22 protein-coding genes are annotated in these 23735 nt (G+C 64.6%); 17 read left to right on the top strand and 5 right to left on the bottom strand.

The window, feature by feature from the left end; genetic code table 11:
- Positions 1-80 precede the first annotated feature (80 nt).
- The 12 genes from FJ419_RS03385 (at position 81) to FJ419_RS03325 (ending at position 13354) form a co-directional block, all read left to right on the top strand.
- Positions 81-1655: an NAD(P)/FAD-dependent oxidoreductase gene (locus tag FJ419_RS03385; protein WP_140687528.1), complete on the top strand. Its 1575-nt coding sequence runs from the start codon at positions 81-83 to the stop codon at positions 1653-1655.
- 147 nt (positions 1656-1802) lie between these two features.
- Complete coding sequence (locus FJ419_RS03380) at positions 1803-3332, top strand: ABC transporter substrate-binding protein (protein WP_140687526.1); 1530 nt, start codon at positions 1803-1805, stop codon at positions 3330-3332.
- A gap of 70 nt (positions 3333-3402) precedes the next feature.
- Positions 3403-4410: an ABC transporter permease gene (locus FJ419_RS03375; protein ID WP_140687524.1), complete on the top strand. Its 1008-nt coding sequence runs from the start codon at positions 3403-3405 to the stop codon at positions 4408-4410.
- A complete protein-coding gene (locus tag FJ419_RS03370) occupies positions 4403-5251 on the top strand; it encodes an ABC transporter permease (protein WP_140687522.1) in 849 nt (282 codons plus the stop codon). Before FJ419_RS03375 ends, FJ419_RS03370 begins: the two co-directional genes overlap by 8 nt.
- Positions 5248-6138, top strand: a complete 891-nt coding sequence (locus FJ419_RS03365) for an ABC transporter ATP-binding protein (protein ID WP_140687520.1) — start codon at positions 5248-5250, stop codon at positions 6136-6138. Before FJ419_RS03370 ends, FJ419_RS03365 begins: the two co-directional genes overlap by 4 nt.
- Positions 6131-6976 carry an ATP-binding cassette domain-containing protein gene (locus tag FJ419_RS03360; RefSeq protein WP_140687518.1) on the top strand — a complete coding sequence of 282 codons (846 nt, stop codon included), beginning with the start codon at positions 6131-6133 and terminating at the stop codon, positions 6974-6976. Before FJ419_RS03365 ends, FJ419_RS03360 begins: the two co-directional genes overlap by 8 nt.
- 235 nt (positions 6977-7211) lie before the next feature.
- The gene (locus tag FJ419_RS03355) at positions 7212-9506 is read left to right on the top strand and encodes a bifunctional salicylyl-CoA 5-hydroxylase/oxidoreductase (RefSeq protein ID WP_140687516.1); all 2295 of its coding nucleotides are present in this window, start codon (positions 7212-7214) and stop codon (positions 9504-9506) included.
- Positions 9503-10276, top strand: coding sequence for an SDR family NAD(P)-dependent oxidoreductase (locus FJ419_RS03350; RefSeq protein WP_140687514.1), 774 nt, complete (start codon positions 9503-9505; stop codon positions 10274-10276). Before FJ419_RS03355 ends, FJ419_RS03350 begins: the two co-directional genes overlap by 4 nt.
- On the top strand, positions 10270-10734 hold the full coding sequence (locus FJ419_RS03345; RefSeq protein ID WP_140629264.1) for a MarR family transcriptional regulator: 465 nt from the start codon (positions 10270-10272) through the stop codon (positions 10732-10734). Before FJ419_RS03350 ends, FJ419_RS03345 begins: the two co-directional genes overlap by 7 nt.
- Positions 10731-11543, top strand: coding sequence for an enoyl-CoA hydratase family protein (locus FJ419_RS03340; RefSeq protein ID WP_140687511.1), 813 nt, complete (start codon positions 10731-10733; stop codon positions 11541-11543). The genes FJ419_RS03345 and FJ419_RS03340 overlap by 4 nt, the downstream gene beginning before the upstream one ends.
- Before the next feature lie 237 nt (positions 11544-11780).
- Positions 11781-12929: an acyl-CoA dehydrogenase family protein gene (locus FJ419_RS03330; protein ID WP_140687509.1), complete on the top strand. Its 1149-nt coding sequence runs from the start codon at positions 11781-11783 to the stop codon at positions 12927-12929.
- A gap of 29 nt (positions 12930-12958) precedes the next feature.
- A complete protein-coding gene (locus FJ419_RS03325) occupies positions 12959-13354 on the top strand; it encodes a RidA family protein (protein WP_140687507.1) in 396 nt (131 codons plus the stop codon).
- 237 nt (positions 13355-13591) lie between these two features.
- Here the strand turns inward: FJ419_RS03325 and FJ419_RS03320 are convergent, their stop codons facing one another.
- Positions 13592-14683 carry an LLM class flavin-dependent oxidoreductase gene (locus FJ419_RS03320; RefSeq protein WP_140687504.1) on the bottom strand — a complete coding sequence of 364 codons (1092 nt, stop codon included), beginning with the start codon at positions 14681-14683 and terminating at the stop codon, positions 13592-13594.
- Positions 14684-14802: 119 nt separating this feature from the next.
- Here FJ419_RS03320 and FJ419_RS03315 point away from each other — a divergent pair, with 119 nt between their 5' ends.
- The 5 genes from FJ419_RS03315 (at position 14803) to FJ419_RS03295 (ending at position 20007) form a co-directional block, all read left to right on the top strand.
- Positions 14803-15576, top strand: coding sequence for an HpcH/HpaI aldolase/citrate lyase family protein (locus tag FJ419_RS03315; protein WP_140687502.1), 774 nt, complete (start codon positions 14803-14805; stop codon positions 15574-15576).
- 141 nt (positions 15577-15717) lie between these two features.
- Positions 15718-16917, top strand: a complete 1200-nt coding sequence (locus FJ419_RS03310) for a pyridoxal phosphate-dependent aminotransferase (RefSeq protein ID WP_140687500.1) — start codon at positions 15718-15720, stop codon at positions 16915-16917.
- A 73-nt stretch (positions 16918-16990) separates the two neighbouring features.
- Positions 16991-17788, top strand: coding sequence for an ABC transporter substrate-binding protein (locus FJ419_RS03305; protein WP_140687498.1), 798 nt, complete (start codon positions 16991-16993; stop codon positions 17786-17788).
- 214 nt (positions 17789-18002) lie between these two features.
- Entirely contained in the window at positions 18003-18677 is a 675-nt protein-coding gene (locus FJ419_RS03300) for an amino acid ABC transporter permease (RefSeq protein ID WP_140629246.1), read from the top strand.
- Between the two features lie 40 nt (positions 18678-18717).
- Positions 18718-20007: a cysteine desulfurase-like protein gene (locus FJ419_RS03295; RefSeq protein WP_140687496.1), complete on the top strand. Its 1290-nt coding sequence runs from the start codon at positions 18718-18720 to the stop codon at positions 20005-20007.
- Between the two features lie 125 nt (positions 20008-20132).
- On the opposite strand, the gene FJ419_RS03290 is transcribed toward FJ419_RS03295, so the two are convergent.
- The 4 genes from FJ419_RS03290 to FJ419_RS03275 are packed head-to-tail and all read right to left on the bottom strand — an operon-like array spanning position 20133 to position 23727.
- Positions 20133-20963 (bottom strand): dipeptide ABC transporter ATP-binding protein, encoded by an 831-nt coding sequence (locus FJ419_RS03290; RefSeq protein ID WP_140687494.1) that lies wholly within the window; start codon positions 20961-20963, stop codon positions 20133-20135.
- Entirely contained in the window at positions 20960-21811 is an 852-nt protein-coding gene (locus FJ419_RS03285) for an ABC transporter ATP-binding protein (protein WP_140543108.1), read from the bottom strand. The genes FJ419_RS03290 and FJ419_RS03285 overlap by 4 nt, the downstream gene beginning before the upstream one ends.
- Positions 21811-22695: an ABC transporter permease subunit gene (locus FJ419_RS03280; RefSeq protein ID WP_246679125.1), complete on the bottom strand. Its 885-nt coding sequence runs from the start codon at positions 22693-22695 to the stop codon at positions 21811-21813. The genes FJ419_RS03285 and FJ419_RS03280 overlap by 1 nt, the downstream gene beginning before the upstream one ends.
- A gap of 24 nt (positions 22696-22719) precedes the next feature.
- Positions 22720-23727 carry an ABC transporter permease subunit gene (locus FJ419_RS03275; protein ID WP_140629740.1) on the bottom strand — a complete coding sequence of 336 codons (1008 nt, stop codon included), beginning with the start codon at positions 23725-23727 and terminating at the stop codon, positions 22720-22722.
- Positions 23728-23735: the final 8 nt, after the last annotated feature.

The raw sequence follows: 23735 nt of genomic DNA, 5'->3' as shown, positions 1-23735 counted from the left end.
GCGGCCCTTAATATACCTACTAGACGAAAACATATGCATCTGCAATTATCTTTAAGCATAAAGCATTTTTGGGGCGGGGCGTGAGCGAGTTCGACGCCATCTTTGTCGGGGCAGGCCACAACAGTCTGGCATGCGCCGCGCATCTGGCGCTCAGAGGCTGGAAAATAGCGGTTTTCGAGCGCAGCGAAGCGATCGGCGGCGCGATACGGACCGCCGAGTACACGCTTCCCGGCTTCCGGCACGATTTCGGCGCGATGAATTTGAGCCTCTTCGCCGGCTCCGCCTTCCACCGGAAATATGCAAATGAATTGAAAATCCACGGACTGGAATTCGCGCCCGCGGCCGATTGCTTCGCCAGCGCCTTCCCGGACGGGACATGGTTCGGCGTCAGCAATGATCTCGAAAAGACGGTGGCGCGACTGGCCGCTTTCTCGGCCGCGGACGCGGCCACATGGCGCCGGCTGGTCGGCGCCTTTCCGGGCGAGGCCGAGCATCTGTTCCGCCTGCTGGGCTCGCCGATGAGCGCAAGGGCGCTTGCCGGCACGGGCTGGAACCTGTGGCGCAAGAAGGGCTTGGCCGGCGCGCTCGATACGGCTCGATTGCTGTTGTCATCGCCGCGCGCATGGCTGGAGGAGAATTTCGAAATGCCGCATGTTCGCACGACGCTCGCGGCCTGGGGCATGCATCTCGATTTCGCCCCCGACATCGCCGGCGGCGCCGTGTTCCCTTACCTGGAATCGATGGCCAATCAAAGCTTCGGCATGGTGCTCGGCAAGGGCGGCGCCGACACCGTCATCCGAGCGCTGGCCGGCATGGTGACCGCTGCCGGAGGCAGGATCGTCACTGGAGCGGAAGTCGCCGAGATCACGGTGGCCGGCGGCAAGGCGACCGGCGTGCGCCTGGCATCCGGCGAAACCCATGTCGCGAGCAAGGCCGTCATTGCCGGCGTCGCGCCAGGAGCGCTTCCGGGCAAGCTTCTGCCCAACGGCTCCGGCGACGCCGGCTTCGATGTGGCGATGAGGACATTCCGCCACGCGCCGGGCACGATGATGATCCATATGGCGCTGGACGACTTGCCCGACTGGAGCGCCGGCGCCGAGCTTCGCCAGTTCGCCTATGTGCATCTGGCGCCGTCGCTCGACGCCATGTCGCGCGTCTATCAGCAGGCGATCGCCGGCCAGCTGCCTGAGCAGCCGGTGCTGGTCGTCGGCCAGCCGACGGCTGTCGATCCGTCGCGCGCACCGCCAGGCAAGCATGTGCTGTGGGTGCAGGTGCGCATGCTGCCGGCGGAGATCCTCGGCGATGCCGCCGGCAAGATCGGGCCCGCGCATTGGGACGCGGTCAAGGACGCCTATGCCGAGCGCGTGCTCGACATCCTAGAGAGCTATGCGCCGGAACTGCGCAAAAAGATCCTTGGCCGCGCGATCTTCTCGCCGCTCGACCTCGAGCGCGAGAACCCGAACCTCGTCGGCGGCGACCAGATCTGTGGCAGCCACCACCTGGCGCAGAATTTCCTCTTCCGTCCGGCGCGCGGCTACGCGCGCTGGAACACGCCGGTCTCGAACCTCTTTCTCACCGGCGCGGCGACATGGCCCGGCGCCGGCACGGGCGCGGGCTCGGGTTTCATGCTCGCCCAACAGCTGGGAGGGAACTAGAGCATGATGCCGAAACGTAGGAACCGGTTTCGGAGAAAGATCATGCTCCAACAAAGAGCTAGAATTCCGGGATGGACAAGGCGCGGGTTGCCCACCACCGAATGAGAACGCCGCGCGGACAAATGATAACCAACAAGGGGAACGACCATGACCATCAACAGACGCGACCTTCTCGGATATAGCGCCGCAGCGATTGGCGCTGCCACGCTCGGCCTGCCGAAGGCGGCAAAGGCGGCGGACGAGCTCACCATCGCCTACAACGTCAACCTGCCGTCCTGGGACCCGACGACCGGACCCTCGGCCGTCAATCCGACCATCCAGGGGCTTTATCAGTCGGTGTTCGACCAGATCATCGGGCAGAAGCCGGACCTTTCCTTCACGCCTGGACTGCTCACCGAATGGGGCTGGAACGACGATCGCACCAAGGTGACGATGACGGTGCGCGACGGCGTGAAATGGCATGACGGCTCGCCCTTCACGGCCGAGGACGTGGTGTGGTCGCTGACCCGCGCCGGTGACGAGAAGACCGGCAACCCAATCCAGTTCGTCTGGAAGAACGTCAACAACTTCAAGATCGACGGCAACAAGATCACCGGCGACGTCGTGCAGTTCGACCCGGTCTATTTCAAATGGATGTCGTTCCTGACCGGCTACATCCTGCCGAAGGTTTATTACGAGAAGGTCGGCGCGGAAGGCTTCGAGAAGGCGCCGATCGGCACCGGGCCCTATATGGTCGACAAGTTCGAGCGCAACGCCTTCCTGCGGCTGAAGGCCAATCCGCATTATTGGGGCACCAAGCCGGCCTTCGAGAACGTGACGATCAAATTCGTCACCGACGCGGCGAGCCGCGTCGCCGAGATCGAATCCGGCTCCTCGCAGGTGACGCTCGAAATCCCCTATGAGGAATATGACCGGCTGATTGCCAAGGACGGACTTGCCGGCTCGGTCAAGAATGTTTCCGACATCGGCATGATCTTCTTCAACGACATCGAGGCGATGCTGGACAAGAATGTCCGCCAGGCGGCCGTCATGGCTGTGGACAAGGAGCTTCTGGTCAAGCGGCTGCTGCGCGGCTACGGCCAGCCGATCGCGACGCTGGAGACGCCGGAATACACGGCCTTCGATCCATCGATCAAGGTCGAGCACAATCCGGAAAAGGCCAAGGAGTTGCTCGCCGCATCCGGCTATTCGCCCAAGAAGCCGGTCAAGTTCACCATCCAGACGACCAAGGGCTTCAAGCCCAAGGACTACGAGATGATCCAGGCGATCGTTGGCATGTGGCGCAAGGTCGGCATCGAGGCCAATATCGAGGTCTACGAGATCGCCAAGCATTACGAGCTGCGCGCCGCCGACAAGCTGGCGCCGGCCGCTTTCTACAATTGGGGCAACTCGATCGGCGATCCGACCACCTCGACCGGTTTCGCCATGTATGGCCCGAGCCCGCATTCGGTTTGGGACAGCAAGGACCTTGTCGACATGATCAACCCGCTGTGGGGCGAAAAGGACGAGGCCAAGCGCATCGCCGGCTGGAAGGCCGTCGACAAATACATCGCCGAGCAGGCCTATGTGCTGCCGCTGATCCAATATGCGCAACCGATCGTGCATTCGAAGAAGGTCAATGTCGTGCAGCACGTGTCCGGCGCGCTGCTGCCGGCGCTGATGACCCCGGCCGTCTGATCAACGGTCTTGGATTGCCAGGCGCGCCGTCCGCAAGACGGCGCGCATTTTGATCCAGGCATATGGGCGCATGCTGCTGCAAAGGTTCCTCGTTCGTCTGTTGACGATGCTGGTGACGCTGTTCGGCGTCGCCATCGTCGTCTTCGTCGTCATCCGCGTCGCGCCCGGCGATCCGATCGCCATGATGCTGCCGCCCGGCGCCAGCAATGACGACATTGCGCGGCTGCGCGCGCTCTATGGGCTCGACAAGAGCATCGTGCAGCAGTTCTTCATCTGGCTCGGCGGCGTGCTGCATGGCGATTTCGGCACGTCGATATCATTGCGCCAGGACGTCCTCGGCCTGGTGTTCAACCGGCTGCCGGCGACGCTGGAGCTTGCGACGGTCGCGCTGCTGATGGCGATCGCGATCGGCACTACCGCCGCGATCCTCGGCGCGCGCTCACGCGGCACGGCGATAGAGGCCGGTATCGACGTCGCCAGCGGCGCGACGCTTTCCATTCCCGATTTCCTGTGGGGCCTGGTGCTGATCCTGTTGTTCGGCGTGCTGGTGCCGGTGTTCGACATCTCCGGCCGGGTTTCGCCGCAGCTCGATCTGCCCTTCGCCACCCAGTTCTATTTGGCCGAGAGCATTCTCAGGCTGCGCTTCGATCTCACCTGGGATCTGCTGAAACACATGCTGATGCCGGCCGTGGCACTGGCGCTGCCGCTCGCGGCGATCATCGCGCAGCTCTTGAAACAGTCGCTGAAGGAAGTGCTCGACCTCGACTATGTGGTGCTGGCGCGCGTGAAGGGGTTTTCCGAGACGCAGGTGATCCTGCGCGAGGCGCTCAAGAATGCGGCGCTGCCGACACTGACACTGGTCGGCGTTCAGTTCACCTTCCTTATCGGCGGCACCGTCATCGTCGAGCGGCTGTTTTCCTATGAAGGCCTCGGCAACATGGCGATCGACGCAGTCATCAACCGCGACCTGCCGCTGATCCAGGGCATCGTGCTGGTGTTCGCGCTGCTCTTCGTGCTGATCAACCTCGCCGTCGACATGACCTATGCGCTGCTCAATCCGAGGCTGCGCCATGGATGAGGCGCGCATCGCCCGACGCGGCCTGAGCCCGCGGCTGTGGCTGGCCGGCGGCTGGCTGCTGCTGGCACTGCTCGCGGCCATATTCGCGCCATTGATCGCGCCGCAGGACCCGCTGGCGCAGGATTTGATGCTGGAGCGGCTGCCGCCCTTCTGGCTTGACGGCGCCGAACCCGGCTATTGGCTCGGCACCGACAGCCTTGGACGTGATCTGTTGTCGCGACTGATTTTCGGCGGCCGCATCGCCTTCATCGTCGCCTTCGCGGCGGCGACGTCCGCCTGCATTCTCGGTTCGGCGCTGGGGCTGATCGCCGGCTATTTCGGCGGCTGGCCCGACCGCATCATCTCGCGCATCGTCGATGTCTGGATGGCGTTCCCACCGGTGCTGTTCGCGATCCTTCTGGTCGCGGTGCTGGGCACCGGCTTGAGCTCCGTCATCCTTGCGATTGCGATCATCGACTGGACGCGCTTCTGCCGCGTGATCCGCGCCGAGGCGATGAGCCAGGCACGCATGGATTATGTCGAGAACGCGCGCATTGCCGGCTATGGCCGCATGGGCATCATGCTGCGCGAAGTGCTGCCCAATGTGCTGCCGTCGGTGGTGGCGCTGCTGTCGCTCGAAATGGGCATCGCCGTGATCGTCGAGGCGATCCTCTCCTTCGTCAATCTGTCGATCTCGACCGACGACCCGACCTGGGGCAGCATCATCGCCGAGGGTCGGCTGTCGATCCACCAGGCCTGGTGGGTGCTGGTGTTCCCGCTGATCACGCTGATCCTGACAGTGCTCTCCTTCAGCCAATTCGGCGAAGCGCTGAAAGCGCGTTTCGATCCGGTGCTGCGATGAGCGCCAATAGGGAACCATGTCTCGACATCCGCGGCTTGAGCGCCGTGCTGCCCAACGGCCAGCGCGTGCTGCGCTCCGTGTCCCTTGCCGTCCAGCCGGGCGAGGTGCGCGCGCTGGTCGGCGAGAGCGGCGCCGGCAAGACGATGATCGGCAAGGCGGTGCTCGGCGTGCTGCCGAAAAGCGTGCGCATCGTCGAAGGCGAGATGCTGATCGAGGGCGAGGACCTCGGCCGCCTCGATCCGAAGGCGCGGCGGACCCTGATAGGCGCGCGCACGGCGCTGATCCCGCAGGATCCGCTCACCGCGCTCAACCCGTCGCGCCGCATCGGCGCGCAAATGACCGACCGGCTGGTGCGCATCCTCGGCTGGACCGGCGAGAGGGCCGATACGCGCATACGGCAGTTGCTCGACGAGGTGCAGATCCGCGATCCCGAGCGCGTGCTGAAAAGCTATCCGCATGAGTTGTCCGGTGGCATGCGGCAGCGCGTGCTGATCGCGGCGGCATTCGCGGCGGAGCCCAGGCTGATCGTCGCCGACGAACCGACGACGGCGCTGGACGTGACGGTGCAGAAGCAGATCCTGCGGCTCATCGCGCAACTGCAGCGCGACCACGGCACGGCGATCCTGTTCGTCACCCACGACCTCGGCGTCGTCGCCAAGATCAGCCAGAAAGTGTCGGTGCTCTATGCCGGCAAGGTGGTCGAGGACGCTGAGACCGAGGCGCTGTTTGCGGCACCGGAGCACCCCTATACGCGGGCGCTGATGGCGGCGACACCGCGCTACACCGAACCGTTTGCTTCGCTGAAGCCGGTGGACGAAAGCGTGCTCGCCGGGTTGGCCGTGGAGATTGCCGCCGCCGACCATGCCTGGCGGCCCGGCCATGGCTGAGCCGCTGTTTTCCGTGCGCGGGCTGAAGGTGGCGCTGCCCGACATGACGCGCAAGCCGCTGATCGGCCGCGCGCCGCTGGCCGAGGTCCTGAAAGGGCTCGACTTCGATCTTCCGAAAGGATCGGTCACCGGCATCGTCGGCGAGTCCGGCTCCGGCAAGTCGACGCTTGGCCGCGCGCTGGTCAGGCTGATCGAGCCGAGCGACGGCTCGATCACCTTCGAGGGGCGCGACATCAGCCGTCTTTCGGAAGCCGAGCTCAGGCCGCTGCGCCGCGACCTGCAGATGATCTTCCAGGATCCGATGTCATCGCTCAATCCGCGGCATACGATCTTCAACATCATCGCCGCACCCTTGAGGCAGAACGGCCTTGGCGACAGGCTGAAGGAACGCGTCGCGGAAGCCTTGCAGCGCGTCGGCCTGCCGCAGAATTTTGCCAGCCGCTACCGCCATGAATTGTCGGGCGGCCAGCGCCAGCGCGTCGGCATCGCACGGGCGCTGGCGCTCTCGCCGAAATTCGTGCTGGCCGACGAGATCGTCTCCGGCCTCGACGTCTCGACGCAGGCGCAGATCCTGACGCTGCTGGAAAAGCTGGCGGCCGAGATGGGGCTGACGGTCGCCTTTATCAGCCACGATTTGTCGGTGATCCGGCGGCTCTGCCAGCAAGTCATCGTCATGCGCGAAGGCAGGATCGTCGAGGCCAGCGCCACCGACGCGCTGTTCGAGAACCCGAAGGAGACCTACACGCGCGACCTGCTCGCCGCCATTCCGCTCCCGGAAATCGATCCGGACTGGTTGTGGCCGGCGCCGAGGGCGCGAAGAGCCGGATTGGACTGGTGAAGGAAGGGCCGGCTGCAGGAGACGGTGCTTTGGAGAGTATCCGACCAAGCGCCAGGCCGGCGGCGATCATTCAATTATAAAACTTTAAGCTTGAAATAATCGCCAGCCAGCGCGATACTGACAGTTGGGTCGCCGGCCTGCCGGCGTTCCCGATGCCTTAGAGCGTTTCATGCAATTCCGGATGGAAAACCGTTACGCATTTTTCCTGGAATTGCTCTAGAGGAGATCGCAAGACATGAAGGTTGCGGTTCTCGGCGGCGGACCAGCCGGCCTCTATTTTGCCATCTCGCTCAAGCTGCGCGATGCCGCGCATGAGGTGACGGTCTATGAGCGCAACCGCGCCGACGACACGTTCGGATGGGGCGTGGTCTTGTCGGCGGAGACGCTGGAGAACCTGACCAGGAACGACCCGGTCAGCGCCGTCTGGATCAAGAAGCATTTCGCCTATTGGGACGACATTGCCGTCATTCACGACGGCGTGCGCACGGTTTCTTCCGGCCATGGCTTTTGCGGCATCGGCCGCAAGCGGCTCCTGATCCTCCTGCAGCGGCGCGCCCGCGAGCTCGGCATCAAGATGATGTTCGAGACCGATATCTCCGACCCGAAACCCTTTATGGAAACGCATGACCTGGTGGTCGCCGCCGACGGGTTGAACTCGAAGTCACGCGCGGCCTTCACTGACGTCTTCAAGCCCGACGTCGACACCCGCAAATGCAAGTTCGTGTGGCTGGGCACCACGCAGAAATTCGACGACGCCTTCACCTTCATCTTCGAGAAGACCGAGCATGGCTGGGTGTGGGCGCATGCCTATCAGTTCGACAGCGAGACCGCGACCTTCATCGTCGAATGCAGCGAAGCGACCTGGGCTGCGTTCGGGTTCGGCCAGATGACGCAGCAGGAATCGATCGCGGTCTGCGAACGCATTTTCGCAAAGCATCTCGGCGGCCATCCGCTGATGACCAACGCCAACCACATTCGCGGGTCCGCCTGGATCAACTTCCCGCGCGTGCTGTGCGAGCGCTGGTCGTACAAGAACCTGGCGCTTATGGGTGACGCGGCGGCTTCAGCGCATTTCTCCATCGGCTCCGGCACCAAGCTCGCGCTGGAGAGCGCGGTGGCGCTCGCCGACTATGTCGAGTCCGAGCCGGACCTCGATGCGGCCTTCCGCAAATATGAGGATGCGCGGCGCACCGAGGTGCTGAAGCTGCAATCGGCGGCGCGCAATTCGCTGGAATGGTTCGAAGAAGTCGAACGATATCTCGGTTTAGATCCAGTTCAATTCAACTATTCGCTGCTCACCCGGTCGCAGCGCATCAGCCACGAGAACCTTCGTTTGCGCGATGCCGAATGGCTGGCGGGCGCCGAAGAATGGTTCCAGCGCAAGGCCGGCGCCGGCGGCAACAGCTTACGCCGCGCGCCGATGTTCGCGCCGTTCAAGCTGCGCGACATGACGCTCAGCAACCGCATCGTCGTCTCGCCGATGGCGCAGTACAAGGCCGTCGACGGCTGCCCGACCGACTGGCATTTTTCGCATTATGCCGAGCGCGCCAAGGGCGGCGCTGGCCTGCTCTATATCGAGATGACCTGCGTCAGCCCGGAAGGGCGCATCACGCCCGGATGCCCGGGCTTCTACAGACCGGAGCATGAGGTCGCCTGGAAGCGGCTGGTCGATTTCGTCCATGCCGAGACCGAAGCAAAGATCTGCGCCCAGATCGGCCATTCCGGCGCCAAGGGCTCGACCCGGGTCGGCTGGGAAGGAAACGACGTGCCGCTGCCGGACGGCAACTGGCCGGTGATGGCGCCTTCGGCCGTGCCATGGTCGCCGAAGAACCAGGTGCCGAAGGCGATGGACCGCGCCGACATGGATCTGGTTCGCGACCAGTTCGTCGCCTCGGCCGAGATGGCCGCGCGCTGCGGCTTCGACATGCTGGAGATCCATGCCGCGCATGGCTACCTGCTGTCGGCCTTCATCACGCCGCTGACCAACCGCCGCACCGACGACTATGGCGGCTCACTGGAAAACCGCATGCGCTATCCGCTGGAAATCTTCCATGCGGTGCGCGCCGTGTGGCCGGCCGAAAAGCCGATCTCGATGCGCATCTCGGCCAATGACTGGGTGGGCATCGAAGGCGTCACGCCTTCGGATGCGGTCGAGATCGCGAAGATGCTGCACGAAGCCGGCGTCGACCTTTGCGATGTATCGGCCGGCCAGACCTCGATCGCCGCCAAGCCGGTCTATGGCCGCATGTTCCAGACACCGTTCTCCGACCGCATCCGCAACGAGGTCGGCATGGCGACGATGGCGGTCGGCAACATCTACGAGCCGGACCACGCCAACTCGATCCTGATGGCCGGCCGCGCCGATCTGGTGGCGCTGGCCAGGCCGCATCTTGCCGATCCCTACTGGACGCTGCACGCGGCGGTGACGCTCGGCGACCGCGGCGTCAAATGGCCCGATCCCTATCTGCCGGGACGCGACCAGATCTACCGGCTGGCCGAGCGTGAAGCGGCTGTGGGGCTGAAGGTATGAGCGCCGTGCGCGAAATTGCCGGCAAGCACGCACTGGTCACCGGCGGCGGTTCCGGCGTCGGCAAAGCCATTGCGCAAGTGCTGGCGGCAGAAGGTTTGGCCGTCACCATCTGCGGGCGGCGCGAAGCGGCGCTGGCTGAGGTTGCAAAGGAAAACGACCGCATCTTTGCCGTCACCGCCGATGTCACGAACGAGGCCGACATGGCGGACGTGCACCAGAAGGCGGAAGCCGCGCGCGGACCCTTCGACATCGTCGTGGCCAATGCCGGCATGGCGGGCAGCGCGGCGTCGCACAAGACCGCGCTGGCCGACTGGCAGCGCACGCTCGACGTCAACCTCACCGGCGCCTTCCTGACCGTGAGGCCGGCGCTCGCCGGAATGCTCGCGCGAAAGACAGGCCGGATCGTTTTCATTGCCTCGACCGCGGGCCTCAAGGGTTATGCCTATGTCGCACCTTACGTCGCGGCCAAGCACGGCATTGTCGGGCTGATGCGGGCCTTGGCTGCCGAGACCGCCAAATCCGGTGTCACCGTCAACGCCGTCTGTCCGGGCTTCGTCGAAACCGAGATGCTCGAGGAGTCCGTCCAGCGCATCGTCGAGAAGACCGGACGTTCCACCGACGAGGCGCGCGCGAGCCTTGCGGCGACGAACCCGCAAGGGCGTTTCATCCAGCCAGAAGAGGTTGCGGCGGCGGTGCTTTGGCTGTGCAGCGACGCCGCGCGGTCGATCACCGGGCAGGCCATTTCGATCTCGGGAGGCGAGACATGGTAGCGGGACCGACTTCCGCCGGACCGGGCAAGGACAGGCTGCGGCTGTGGATACGCCTGCTGCGCGCCTCGCGCACCATCGAGGCGGAGCTTCGCGAGCGTCTGAAGAAGGAGTTCGACACCACGCTACCGCGCTTCGACGTGATGGCGGCGCTCTACCGCTCGCCGGAAGGCATGCTGATGAGCGACCTGTCGCGCTTCCTGCTGGTGTCGAACGGCAATGTGACGGGCATCGTCGACCGGCTGGTTTCCGAAGGGCTGGTGATGCGCGCGCGCCGCAACGGCGACCGGCGCACCTCCATGGTGCGGCTGACCGAGGAAGGCTCGAAATCTTTCGCCGCGATCGCCGCCGCGCATGAGAATTGGGTCGGCGAGCTTCTCGGCAATGTCAGCGAGGACGAGGCGCGGCAGCTGACCGGCATGCTGAAATCGTTCCGCAGCAATTGGGAGGGACGCGAATGAGCGCCATGGCCAAGCTCAAGCCGAAGCATTTCCTCTGGCAGGTCGAAGGCCGAGTCGCAACAATCAGGCTGGACCGGCCGGAGCGCAAGAACCCGCTGACCTTCGACAGCTATGCCGAGCTGCGCGACACGTTTCGCGAGCTCGTCTATGCCGATGATATCGATGCCGTGGTGTTCCTGCCCAATGGCGGCAATTTCTGCTCGGGCGGCGATGTCCACGACATCATCGGGCCGCTGGTCAAGATGGACATGAAGGCGCTGCTCGCCTTCACGCGCATGACCGGCGACTTCGTCAAGGCGATGCTCAACTGCGGCAAGCCGATCATCGCGGCCGTCGACGGCGTCGCGGTCGGCGCCGGCGCGATCATCGCCATGGCCTCAGATATCCGCATCGCCACGCCGGAGGCAAAGACCGCCTTCCTGTTCACCCGAGTCGGGCTGGCCGGCTGCGACATGGGCGCCTGCGCGATCCTGCCGCGCATCATCGGCCAGGGCCGCGCCGCCGAGCTGCTCTACACCGGCCGCACGATGACGGGGGGGGAGGGCGAGCGCTGGGGATTCTACAACCGGCTGGTCGATGCCGCGGTGCTCGAGGCCGACGCGCTCGACATGGCGGCGCGCATCGTCTCCGGCCCGACCTTCGCGCACGGCATCACCAAGACGCAGCTCAACCAGGAATGGTCGATGGGCCTCGACCAGGCAATCGAGGCCGAGGCGCAGGCGCAGGCGATATGCATGCAGACCGGCGATTTCGAGCGGGCATATCAGGCGTTCGTGGCCAAGCAGAAGCCGGTGTTCGAGGGGAATTGAGGATGTTGTGTCCGTTTAAGAAGGGCATCCTGGCGGGACAGCGCCCCCCTCTGTCCTGCCGGACATCTCCCCCACAAGGGGGGAGATCAGATCTCACGTCCGCTTTCGCCAATCTCCCCCCTCGCAAGAATAGCGGCGGCGCCCGAGCTGCTAATCTCCCCCCGAGAGGGGGAGATGTCCGGCAGGACAGAGGGGGGCGCCGTAGAGCGCAAGCCTCGCGGAACTGCGGAGGTGCAAATGCCTGACCGCACCTTCCTCTCATGGCCCTTCTTCGAAGACCGCCACCGCCAACTCGCCGAAAATCTCGACGCCTGGTGCGCGAAAAACCTCCCCGTCGACCACCACGGTATCGACGCCGCCTGCCGCGCGCTCGTGGCGATGCTTGGCCGCGACGGGTGGCTGAAGCCGACGGCGCTCGACCCGGCCAAACCCGCGCCGCTCGATGTGCGCACGCTCTGCATCACGCGCGAGACGCTTGCCCGCCACGATGGGCTCGCCGATTTCGCCTTCGCCATGCAGGGCCTGGGCACCGGCGCGATCACGCTGTTCGGCACGCCGGACCAGCAGCGCTGGCTGGAGAAGACGCGGGCCGGCCAAGCGATCTCCGCCTTTGCGCTCTCCGAACCACGCTCAGGATCGGACGTCGCCAACATGGAAATGACCGCCGTCCGCGACGGCGGCAACTATCTGCTTTGCGGCGAAAAGACCTGGATCTCCAATGGCGGCATCGCCGATCTCTATGTCGTGTTCGCCCGCACCGGCGAGGCGCCCGGCGCGAAAGGGATTTCCGCTTTCGTCGTGCCGGCGGAGACGAAGGGGCTCAGCGTCGCCGAGCGGCTAGAGGTCATCGCCCCTCACCCTCTAGCGCGGCTGTCCTTCGACAATGTGCGCGTTCCGGCTTCCGGCCTGATCGGCAAGCCCGGCGACGGTTTTCGGATCGCCATGTCGGTGCTCGACGTCTTCCGCTCGACGGTCGGCGCGGCCGCCCTCGGCTTTGCGCGGCGCGCGCTGGACGAAAGCATCAAACGCGCGGCCGAGCGAAAACTGTTCGGCGCGCCGATGGCGGAGCTGCAGATGGTGCAGGGTCACCTCGCCGACATGGCGCTCGATGTCGACGCCGCTGCGCTCCTCATCTACCGCGCCGCCTGGACCAAGGACATGGGCGCGGCGCGGGTGACGCGCGAGGCGGCGATGGCGAAACTCTTCGCCACCGACAGGGCGCAGGAGGTGATCGACAAGGCGGTGCAACTGCATGGCGGCGACGGCGTGCGCAAGGGCCACATCATCGAGAGCCTCTATCGCGAGATCCGGGCGCTGCGCATCTATGAGGGCGCCTCGGACGTGCAGAAAGTGGTCATCGCCAGGCAGGTGATGGGCGGGGCGTGACAACGAGTTTGAACCAGGGGGAACTGGACATGCACACCATCCTGCAGCCGGAAGGCTGGGCCAAACCGATCGGCTACGCCAATGGTGTGGCCGCGCATGGCCGGCTCGTCTTTATCGGCGGCCAGGTCGGCTGGAATGCCGAATGCCGGTTCGAGACCGACGACTTCGTCGGCCAGGTGCGCCAGACGCTCGCCAATGTCGTTGCCGTGCTCGCCGAAGCCGGCGGCGAGCCGCAGCACATCACCTCGATGACCTGGTACTTTACCGACAAGGCGGAATATGTCGGCAACCTCAAAGGCATCGGCGAGGCCTATCGCGACGTGATCGGCCGACACTTCCCGGCTATGGCGGCGATGCAAGTGGTGGCGCTGGTCGAGGACCGGGCCAAGGTTGAGATTCAGGCGACGGCTGTTATTCCGGAATAAGCGCACGATCGCTTCGTCATCCACGGGCGGAGCAAGGAGCGATAGCGACGCAGCGCAGACCCGAGGATCCCATTCCGTGACTTCGACGCGCCGCATCGGTGCAGAGTTCTGCTCCGCTGCGCCCTGCGTCCGAGGCAACGGAATGGATTCCAGGGTCTCCGCGACGGAGCTTCGCTCCTGCTCCGCCCTGGAATGACGAAGTTGCGAAAGCCCCCGCCAGCAGGTACCGACCGGACCTTATCCTCGCAGTCCTGCCTGTCTCAAAATCGGCAGAACATGGTCGCAGAAATAGGGCAGTTCCTGGGTGTAGTTGACGAAGGACAACGCGATGCCCTGGTAGCCATGCCCGGCGATGGCGGCCATATCGGCGGCAATCTTTTCAGGGGTTCCAATCAACGGATAAGTGCCGGCGCCGCCGGCAAAGCGCTGCCGGTAGCGGTCATAGGCGTGCGGGTCATGCGACTGGGAGAATTCCTTCTTGCCGGCCATATGGGCATCGACGGCTTCGTGATCGGCCATCGTGACGGCGTAGCGCGTGTAGTAGGCCTGCGCCTCTTCCACCGTCGGGCGGCAGACGACATGCGCAACCGTATAGACGCCGACATCGCGGCCCGCCTTGTCGGCGCGCTCACCGATGTCGGCGACATGCTTGCCGGCATCGTTCATCTCGGAAAAGGTCGTGAACAGATAGTCGCATCTGCCGGCGGCGAAATCCCGGCCCGGGCCGCCGAAAGCGGCATTCATCGTCACCGGCCGCGGAACCTGAAGACTGGCCGGCCGGCTCACCGCTTCCTTGAGCCGATAATAAGCGCCTTCATAGTCGAGAGGCTCGCTCGATGCATAAAGCCGCTCGAGGATTTCAATCCATTCCGCCGCCTGGTCATAGCCTTTCTCGACCAGCGGCGTGCCGAACATGCCGAATTCCTTCGGGTTCCAGCCGCAAACGATGTTGAGCCCGGCGCGGCCCTGGCTGATGTGGTCGACCGTCGCCAGCGCCTTGGCGGCGTAGAGTGGATGCACCAGCGGCACATGCACCGTCATGAACAGGCCGATCTGCTCGGTCACGGCTGCGAGCGCCGCCGCCCAGGTGAAGGTCTCGAAGGAGAATTCGCGGACCTTGTTGCGGCCGCCGAAACCGCGCCAGCGCGCTATCGGCAGCATGAATTCGAGCCCGGCGCGGTCGGCTATCTGGGCGGCCGTCAGATTATCCCGCCAGCTTGCGGTCCAGCGCTCCGGCACGTCGGTGATGGCAAGCCCGCCATCGGCGTTGGTCGAGAAGACGCCGAGCTTCAGTCTGTTCGGGCCGTGCAGGGGATGGGCTTTGATCATCTTGGCAACTCGCGGCGGGACGCCACACGCTAGGCCGGCGTGAAAATATTTCAAGCCTGAAATAGCTTCGCCTCGCCGCCATTTGCGGGTATGGATTGGGCAACTCAGAAGGGGATGGCATGAGCGAGTTCCGCCAGAAGTGCATCGGCAAGACGAACCTCGTCGGGTCATTCGCCGCCATTCCCCATCCGGTCGCCGTCGAGGTGATGGCGCTGTCCGGCCTCGATTTCCTCTGCATCGACTGGGAGCACGCGCAGATCTCGCGCGACATGATCGAGACCATGGTGCGAGCAGCCGACGTGCATCGCGTGCCGGCGATGGTCCGGGTTCCCGGCCATGCGCCGGAAGCCATTCAGGCGGCGCTGGACAGCGGCGCGCAAGGCGTGCTCGTGCCGCGCGTCTCGACGGCGGAGCAGGCCGCAATGGCGGTGAAGGCCTCGCGCTATCCGCCGCAAGGCGAGCGCGGTGTCGGTCCCGGCCGGGCCGCGGGCTATGGCTATCGCATTCCCGAATATCTTGCCTCCGCCAACGACCGAACAATCGTCGCGGTCCAGGTCGAGACATCGGAGGGACTGGCCAACATCGAAGCGATCGCAGCGGTCGACGGCGTCGACGTGGTCTTCGTCGGCCCTGGCGATCTTTCGGTGTCGATCGACGCGGTCGGCCCGGCAGGCGCGGACAAGCTCTCCAAGGCGATCGGAACAATCATTCGCGCGACGATCGCACATGGCAGGACTGCCGGCATATTTTGCGCCAGCCCACAGACTGTCGCCCGATGGGCAGCCAGCGGCGCGAGTTTCTTCGTGCTGGCCAGCGACACCATGTTTCTCGGCGCCGGCGCCGCGACCAACGGCACCGCCGCGCGCGCGGAACTGGCGCAAGCAGCCGGCTAGGCGAAAGAGGGCGCCAAACTTTAAGCTTAAAACTTTCGCCTTGAAAAGCGCCGTACTTTGGATAGCATCAAGATCGCGACTGTCCGGCTGGAGGGGCTTTTCCGGTCCATCGCAGTGTTCCGGGTGAGAGGGGTTCGGTCCTTGTCGTTCATACTGCCCCATTCATCGTCCAGCGCGCGCTATGCCTTCGATGGTGTGCGTGCCCAGATTCGCGATCTGCACACCGAAAACATCGCCAACCTTGCGGTTCGCGCGCGGGAACTCGGCGATGTCATCGCGCTCTGGTACGGCGAAGGCGACATGGTGACGCCCGCTTTCATCCGCGACGCGGCGAAGGCCGCCTTCGACGAAGGCCTGACTTTCTACGTTCCCAACATGCGCGGGCACGGCCCGTTGAACGAGGCGCTTTCAGAGTACCAGACGCGCATCCACGGCCGCTCGCTCCCGATCGCGCGAACCACGGTGACGCCGGGCGGCATGCAGGCGCTCTATCTGGCGCTGGAACTGCTGGTCGATACCGGCACCAACGTCGTCTATGTCGCACCGCAATGGCCCAACATCCACAACGCCATCCATCTGATCGGCGGCGAGCCGCGCCCGTTCTCGCTCGACTTCAAGGGCGACTGGCAGCTCGATCTCGATCGATTGTTTGCAAGCTGCGATGCGCGCACCCGCGCGATCTTCCTGTCGACGCCGTCCAATCCGACCGGCTGGACCGCGACACGCGAGGAGATGCAGGCGCTGCTCGACTTCAGCCGACGCACCGGCATCTGGATCATCTCCGACGAGGTCTACGGCCGGCTCTATCTCGCGGGCGACGTCGCCCCTTCCATCCTGCAGATCGCCGAGGACGGCGACAGGGTGCTGTCGGTCAACAGCTTCTCGAAAGCCTGGGCCATGACCGGCTGGCGCATCGGCTGGCTGACCCATCCGTCGGGCGTTGCCGACCAGCTCGGCGCCATGACGCAATATGTCAACAGCGGCACCGCCGCGCCGATCCAGGCCGGCGCCGTCGCTGCCATCCGCCAGGGCGAGCCGCTGGTCGAGGAAATCAGGCAGCGGATCAGGATAGGCCTCGACCTCGCCTATGACCGGCTGGCGCAAATCCCAGGCACCATCCTGCCGACCAAGCCGCGCGGCGGCATGTATGCATTCTTCGCCCTGGAGGGCGAGAACGACGCGCGCCGCGCCTGCGCCCGCATTCTGGAGACGGCGCGGGTCGGGCTTGCGCCCGGTCACCTGTTCGGAAATTCGGCGGCGGCATTCCTGCGCATGTGCGTGTGCCGCGACAGCAACCAGATAGAAACGGCGCTTCAACGCATGACCGCCGCAATGAATTGACGCCCTGCCGGAAGCGGGGCGGCAAAAAGCCGTGCGGGGCGAACCCGCCCGTTCAACAACAGAGGGAACAGAAATGAGCTTTACTCGTCGCAACCTGCTTCTCATGGCCGCCGCAATCGGCATCGCCGCCGGCCCTGCCACGTCTCACGCCGCGGATGCGCTCAATGTCGGCGCTTACCCGACCAATCCACCTTTCGAATACAAGAACGAGAGCGGCACCTTCGAGGGTTTCGAGGTCGACATCGTCAATGAGGCGGCCAAGCGCATCGGCATGACCACCGACATCGCCGATCTCGGATTCCAGGCGCTGTTCGCCGCCACCACCTCCAAGCGCATCGACGTCGCCATCTCCTCGATCACCATCACGCAGGAGCGGCTGAAGTCGCAGTCCTTCACGCAGCCCTATTATGATTCCGACATGGGCATCGCCACCAAGGCCGACAGCCCGATCAGCGCCGAGGCGGACCTCAAGGGCAAGATCGTCGGCGTGCTTTCCGGTTCCACCGGCGAAACCTGGGTCAAGGACCATCAGCAGGCCGACGGCTTCAGCGACGTGAAGGGCTACGACACGCAGCAGAACCTGTTGCTCGACCTCAGCGCCGGCCGCGTCGATGCCGCCGTCAGCGACATCCCCGGCATGCAATACTCCTTCAAGAAGATGAAGGACCTCGTCGTCAAGCAACGCATCAAGACCGGCGAGCAATACGGCCTGATGATGACCAAGGACCACCCGCTGCTCGGCAAGCTGAACGACGCGCTGACCGCGATGAAGAAGGACGGGACGCTGGCCGCGATCCACAAGAAGTGGTTCGACAGCGATGCTCCGGCGGATTCCTCCACGGTCAAGGAAATGCCGCTGCCCAAGGCCTGAGCGGCGACGAACGCAACAGGACGTGCCGGCGCGAGAGGCCGGCACGTCCGTTTTTTCACGCATGAGCCCTGCCATCGCCGAAGCCAGCGCGGCAAATCGGTGTCGGTGCCTGGCTCTGGCGTCTGTCTCCTTGATTTGACGCAATTCCGGACGAAAAGCCGGTCGCACTTTTCGTGGAATTGCTCTGGACGCAAAACGGTTCGGGAACGCTCGCATGTCGCTGATCGACACCTTCTTCAATCCCGGCGTTATTGCATCGAGCCTGCCGGCGCTGCTGCGCGGCTTTCTCAACACGCTGCTGCTTGGGGTGATGAGCATCGTCATCGGCATTGCGGCGGGGCTGGCGATTAGCCTCGTGCGGCTCTATGCGCCGAAGCCGCTGCGACTGCTCGCAGTCGGCTACACCGACATCTTTCGCGCTTTGCCGGTGCTGGTGGTTTTGATCCTGATCTACTACGCGCTGCCCTTCCTCGGCATACGCCTGTCGTCCTGGGCCTCCGCCGTGACGGCTTTCGCCATCATCATGTCGGCCTATTCGGCCGAGGTGTTCCGCTCCGGCATCGAAAGCATTCCGCGCGGCCAGTTCGAGGCGGCGCAGGCGCTTGGCCTGCCGTTCATGCTGACCCTGCGCAAGGTCGTGCTGCCGCAAGCGATCCGCGTGGTCATCCCGCCGATGACCAGCAACTGCGTCTCGATGTTCAAGGATACCTCGCTCGCCTCGACCGTGGCGCTGCCGGAACTGCTCAAGGAAGCGACCAATGCGCAGTCGCTCTATGCCAACCCCTCGCCGCTGATCGGCGCGGCGCTTGTCTACCTCATCTTCCTCTGGCCGATGGTGCGCCTCGTCAGCCTGCTCGAGCGCCGCTTCCAGACCGAGAAGACGCGCTGAACCCGCCAACCGTCCAAGCCCCCGCAGGAGCGTACCCCCCGTGAACAAGCATCAGTCCGACAATACCAACGCCGCCGCGTTTCCGGTCGAGAAGATCCGCGCCATGTTTCCGGCGCTTCAACAGGCCGGCGACTTCATCTTCCTGGACAATGCCGCCGGCGCGCAGATCCCGCAGAGCGTGCTGGATGCCGTGACCAATCACCTGGTTTCACACAATGTGCAGCGCGGCGGCCGCTATGGCCGCAGCGTCACCGTCGATCAGTCGGTCGCCGACGCACGCGAGAGTGTGGCGCTGTTGATCAATGCCTACAGTCCGTCCGAAATCTGCTTCGGCATGAACGCCACCTCGTTCATCCGCCTGGTCAGCCTCGGCATCGGTCAAATGCTATCCGACGACGCGGTTGGGGGACGTGACGAGATCGTCATCACCGACATGGACCATGACGCCAACATCGCCACCTGGCTGGCGCTGGAATCCGCCGGCGCCAAGTTCAAATGGTGGCGCATGCGCGAGGACGGCAATTTGCACGTCGACGACCTCAAGCCGCTGGTGTCGGAACGCACGCGCCTCGTCGCCTGCACGGTGACGGCGCACTCGATCGGCTCGATCGTCGACGTCGCCGCGGTGGCCAGGATCGCGCATGCGGCCGGCGCCGAAGTGTTCCTCGACTGCGTGCATTACGGCCCGCACGGGCTGATCGACGTGCAGGCCTGGCAGTGCGACTACCTCGTCTGCTCCGGCTACAAGAATTTCTCGCCGCATATGGGCTTCCTGTGGGGCCGCTTCGAGACGCTGAAGCGGCTGCCGACCTTCCGCGAGGACTTCATTCCCGACGAGCCGCCCTACAAGATCGAGGCCGGCACCTTCATCTACGAGAACGTCTCCGGCATGGACGCGGCGGTGCGCTACCTGGAATCGATCGGCCGCAACTTCCTGCCCGAGAACAACCGCTCGCGCCGCGACAACATCGTCGCCGGCATGAACGCCATCCGCAACTATGAGCTGATGCTGGCGCACGCCATGCTGAAGGTGCTGAAGGATTGCAATGCCACGATCTACGGCGTCGCCGACGAGGCGCGCATCACTGAACGCGTGCCGACCTTCTGCTTCAACGTCGGCAAGCTGTCGCCGCAGCGGATCGTCGAGGAGATGGCGGCCATGCAGATCGGCATCCGCGACGGCCACATGTATGCGCCGCGGCTGATGAAGCGGCTCAATTTATCGATGGACAGCGGCGCGATCCGCGCCTCGCTGGTGCACTACAATACGGTGGAAGAGGTGCACCGTTTTGGGGAAGCGCTGCGGGCGATTATTGCGAAGCTGTCGTGATTTGATTCTTCGTGAGATGTCCGGCAGGACAGAGGGGGGCGCGAAGGATCGCCATCCTTCGGCTAAGATCGTTGCACGGACCATAAGCGACGCTTCGCGTCACTCCGCCCTAGGATGACGACCTCCTAGGCCGCGGCAGCCTTCTTCGCCAGCCGCGCCTTGATCGAGGCGATGTCGGCGCGCGGCGTCGCGGCGAACAGCGTTTTGGTGTAGGCGTGCTTGGGGTCCGAAAAGACCTCGTCGCGCGGGCCGTATTCGACCGCTTCGCCGAAATACATAACCATCACGTCGTCGGCGATATAGCGGACCACCGAGAGGTCGTGGCTGATGAAGACATAGGTCAGCTGGAATTCGTCCTGCAGGTCGGCAAGCAGGTTGAGCACCTGCGCCTGCACCGAGAGGTCGAGCGCCGAGACCGGCTCGTCGAGCACCAGGAGGCTCGGGTTCAGCATCAGCGCCCGGGCAATGGCGATGCGCTGGCGCTGGCCGCCCGAGAACATATGCGGATAGCGATTATAGTGCTCCGGTCCCAGCCCGACCTTCTTCAGCATCTTCATCGCCAGGTCGCGGCGCTCCTCGGCCGGCCTGTCGGTATTGATCAGGAGCGGCTCGCCGAGCACGTCGCCGATCTTCTGGCGCGGGTTGAGCGAGCCATAGGGGTTCTGGAAGACGATCTGCACCTTGCGGCGCATCTCCTTGGTGAGCCCGTCCCTGGCGATGTCGACCTTGTTGCCGTCGATGAAGAGCTCGCCGGAGGTGGCCGGATCGATCAGCGTGATGATTCGGGCAAGCGTGGACTTGCCGCAGCCGCTCTCGCCGACGATGGCAAGCGTCTTGCCCTTCTCGACGCTGAAGGACACGCCCTTCACCGCATGGACGGTGCGCGCGCCGCGGAACAGGCCGCCGCCGACATGATAGTCGCGCTTGATGTCCTTGCCTTCGACGACCTTGGTCATGCGCCGGCTCCCGAAGGCGCGGGCTCGAACAGCATGTCGGAGACGGTCGGCAGCCGGTCGCCGACGGCGTTCTCCGGCAGCGCCGAGAGCAGCGCGCGCGTATAGTTGCTCTTCGGCGATTCAAAGAGCGACAGCACGTCGGCCTCCTCCATCTTGCGGCCCTTGTATTGGACGATGACGCGGTCGGCGGTTTCGGCCACCACGCCCATATTGTGGGTGATCATGATCAGGCCCATGCCGTATTTGGCCTGCAGCGAGACCAGCAGGTCGAGGATCTGCTTCTGGATGGTGACGTCGAGCGCTGTGGTCGGCTCGTCGGCGATCAACAGCTTCGGATTGCAGGCGATCGCCATGGCGATCATGACGCGCTGGCACTGGCCGCCCGACATCTGGTGCGGGAAGGAATTCAGCCGCTCCTCCGGTTCCGGAATGCCGACCTGCTTGAAAAGCTCGATGGCGCGCGCCCGCCGCTGCGCCTTGTCCATGCCCATGTGGAAGCGCAGCACTTCCTCGATCTGGAAGCCGACGGTGAAGCAGGGATTGAGGCTGGCGACCGGCTCCTGGAAGATCATGGCAATGTCCTTGCCGATGATCTTGCGGCGGTCGGCCGGGTCGATCTTCAACAGGTCGCGGCCGTTGAAGGCCATGCGGTCGGCGGTGACGGTCGCCGTCCATGGCAGCAGGCCCATCACGGCCAGCATCGACACCGACTTGCCGGAGCCGGATTCGCCGACGATGGCGAGTACCTCGCGTTCGTCGACATGGAGCGAGACGCCGTCGACGGCGCGGAACGGACCGGACGCGGTCTGGAATTCGACGACGAGGTTCTGGATGTCGAGCAGCGCCATCACGACCTCCTGAGCTTGGGATCGAGGGCATCGCGCAGGCCGTCGCCGACGAGGTTGATGGCAAGCACGGTGATGAGGATGGCGAGACCCGGGAAGGTCACCACCCACCAGGCGCGCAGGATGAATTCGCGCGCCGTGGCAAGCATGGTACCCCACTCCGGCGTCGGCGGCTGGGCGCCGAGGCCAAGGAAGCCGAGCGCGGCGGCTTCCAGGATAGCATTGGAGAAGGACAGCGTGCCCTGGACGATCAAAGGCGCCAGGCAGTTGGGCAGGATAGTGGCAAGCATCAGCCTGACATGGCCAGCGCCGGCGACCTTGGCCGCCACGACATATTCGCGGCTCTTCTCGGCCATCACGGCGGCACGCACCAGGCGGGCGAAATGCGGCTGCAGGACCAATGCGATCGCCAGCATGGCGTTGAACAGGCCCGGGCCGAGGATGGTGACAAGCACCAGCGCCAGGAGCAGCGACGGAAAGGCCAGGATCAGGTCCATGACGCGCATGATCGCGACGTCGACCCAGCCGCGGAAATAGCCGGCCAGCAGGCCGAGCGTGATGCCGCCGGTGAGCGCCAGCGTGACCACCACCGCGCCGATCAGCAGCGAAAAGCGCGCGCCGTAGAGCAAGCGCGAGAGGATGTCGCGGCCGACCGGGTCGGTGCCGAGCAGATATTGCGCCGAGCCGCCGGCCTGCCAGGCGGGAGGCCGCAGAAACGCGGTCTTGTCCTGGACGTCGGGCGCATAGGGCGCGAGCAGCGGCGCGAACAGCGCGGCGAGCACCAAAAGGAGGAAGACGAACAGGCCGATGACGGCGCCGCGGTTGACGGAGAAATAGTGCCAGAAGGTCTTGAGGCCTGTGAGCCGATCCGGACTGCCGGCGGCCATCGGGGCGATTTCGGTCTGGGTCATTTATGCCGCCCTGATGCGTGGGTTGATGACGGCATAGAGCACATCGACGATGAGGTTCACCGCCATGACGATGAGCGCGATCAAAAGCAGACCCGACTGCACCACGACATAGTCGCGCTTGAAGATGGAATCGACCATCCACTTGCCGATGCCGGGCCAAGCGAAGATGGTCTCGGTGAGGATGGCGCCGGCGAGCAGCGTGCCGACCTGCAGGCCGATGGTGGTGACGACCGGGATAAGCGCGTTGCGAAGGGCATGCACGCCGATGACGCGCGCCGCCGAAAGGCCCTTGGCGCGCGCGGTGCGGACATAGTCCTCGCCCAGCACCTCCAGCATGGCCGAGCGCGTCTGGCGCGCGATCACCGCCAGCGGAATGGTGCCGAGCACGATCGCCGGCAGGACGAGATGGCTGAGCGCGGAGCGGAATGCGTCCCACTTGCCATAGAGGAGGCTGTCGACGGTCATGAAGCCGGTGATCGGCTTGAAAAAGAACTGCAAGCCGATGCGGCCCGAGACCGGCGTCCATCCGAGATAGCCCGAGAAGAAGATGATGAGCAGCAGGCCCCACCAGAAGATCGGCATGGAGTAGCCGACAAGGGCCGTGCCCATCAGCGACTGATCGAACCATGAGCCGCGCTTGACGGCGGCAAAAATGCCGGCGGGAATGCCGATCACCATGGCGAAGATCATGGCGAAGAAGGACAGTTCCAGCGTCGCCGGGAAGAGCGTCTTGAATTCCTCGAGGACCGGCCGCTTGGACGAGATGGAAACGCCGAAATCGCCGGTGGCGACCTCACCCACATAGCGCGCATACTGCTCCCAGATCGGCAGATTGTAGCCGAACTGTTGCTTGAGCTCTTCGTAGCGAGCGGGGGCGACGCCATGCTCGCCGGCCATGGCGAGGATCGGATCGCCCGGCAGCAGCCGGACAAAGGCGAAGGCACAGATGGTGATGCCGACCAAGGTCGGAATCAGGAGGGCGATTTTGTTGAGAAGGTATCGGAGCATCATCAAAT

The organism is Mesorhizobium sp. B2-6-2, from assembly GCF_006440615.1.
Classification (GTDB): Bacteria; Pseudomonadota; Alphaproteobacteria; order Rhizobiales; family Rhizobiaceae; genus Mesorhizobium.
Note: the sequence above shows the minus strand (reverse complement) of the source record. Positions and strands in the feature narration are given on the sequence as shown.

Coding starts and splice junctions, on each gene's coding strand:
- FJ419_RS03360 (WP_140687518.1), top strand. CDS start 6,131: ATGGCTGAGCCGCTGTTTTCCGTGCGCGGGCTGAAGGTGGCGCTGCCC.
- FJ419_RS03315 (WP_140687502.1), top strand. CDS start 14,803: ATGAGCGAGTTCCGCCAGAAGTGCATCGGCAAGACGAACCTCGTCGGG.
- FJ419_RS03365 (WP_140687520.1), top strand. CDS start 5,248: ATGAGCGCCAATAGGGAACCATGTCTCGACATCCGCGGCTTGAGCGCC.
- FJ419_RS03290 (WP_140687494.1), bottom strand. CDS start 20,963: ATGACCAAGGTCGTCGAAGGCAAGGACATCAAGCGCGACTATCATGTC.
- FJ419_RS03370 (WP_140687522.1), top strand. CDS start 4,403: ATGGATGAGGCGCGCATCGCCCGACGCGGCCTGAGCCCGCGGCTGTGG.
- FJ419_RS03320 (WP_140687504.1), bottom strand. CDS start 14,683: ATGATCAAAGCCCATCCCCTGCACGGCCCGAACAGACTGAAGCTCGGC.
- FJ419_RS03345 (WP_140629264.1), top strand. CDS start 10,270: ATGGTAGCGGGACCGACTTCCGCCGGACCGGGCAAGGACAGGCTGCGG.
- FJ419_RS03330 (WP_140687509.1), top strand. CDS start 11,781: ATGCCTGACCGCACCTTCCTCTCATGGCCCTTCTTCGAAGACCGCCAC.
- FJ419_RS03380 (WP_140687526.1), top strand. CDS start 1,803: ATGACCATCAACAGACGCGACCTTCTCGGATATAGCGCCGCAGCGATT.
- FJ419_RS03355 (WP_140687516.1), top strand. CDS start 7,212: ATGAAGGTTGCGGTTCTCGGCGGCGGACCAGCCGGCCTCTATTTTGCC.
- FJ419_RS03325 (WP_140687507.1), top strand. CDS start 12,959: ATGCACACCATCCTGCAGCCGGAAGGCTGGGCCAAACCGATCGGCTAC.
- FJ419_RS03300 (WP_140629246.1), top strand. CDS start 18,003: ATGTCGCTGATCGACACCTTCTTCAATCCCGGCGTTATTGCATCGAGC.
- FJ419_RS03340 (WP_140687511.1), top strand. CDS start 10,731: ATGAGCGCCATGGCCAAGCTCAAGCCGAAGCATTTCCTCTGGCAGGTC.
- FJ419_RS03285 (WP_140543108.1), bottom strand. CDS start 21,811: ATGGCGCTGCTCGACATCCAGAACCTCGTCGTCGAATTCCAGACCGCG.
- FJ419_RS03375 (WP_140687524.1), top strand. CDS start 3,403: ATGCTGCTGCAAAGGTTCCTCGTTCGTCTGTTGACGATGCTGGTGACG.
- FJ419_RS03275 (WP_140629740.1), bottom strand. CDS start 23,727: ATGCTCCGATACCTTCTCAACAAAATCGCCCTCCTGATTCCGACCTTG.
- FJ419_RS03280 (WP_246679125.1), bottom strand. CDS start 22,695: ATGGCCGCCGGCAGTCCGGATCGGCTCACAGGCCTCAAGACCTTCTGG.
- FJ419_RS03350 (WP_140687514.1), top strand. CDS start 9,503: ATGAGCGCCGTGCGCGAAATTGCCGGCAAGCACGCACTGGTCACCGGC.
- FJ419_RS03305 (WP_140687498.1), top strand. CDS start 16,991: ATGAGCTTTACTCGTCGCAACCTGCTTCTCATGGCCGCCGCAATCGGC.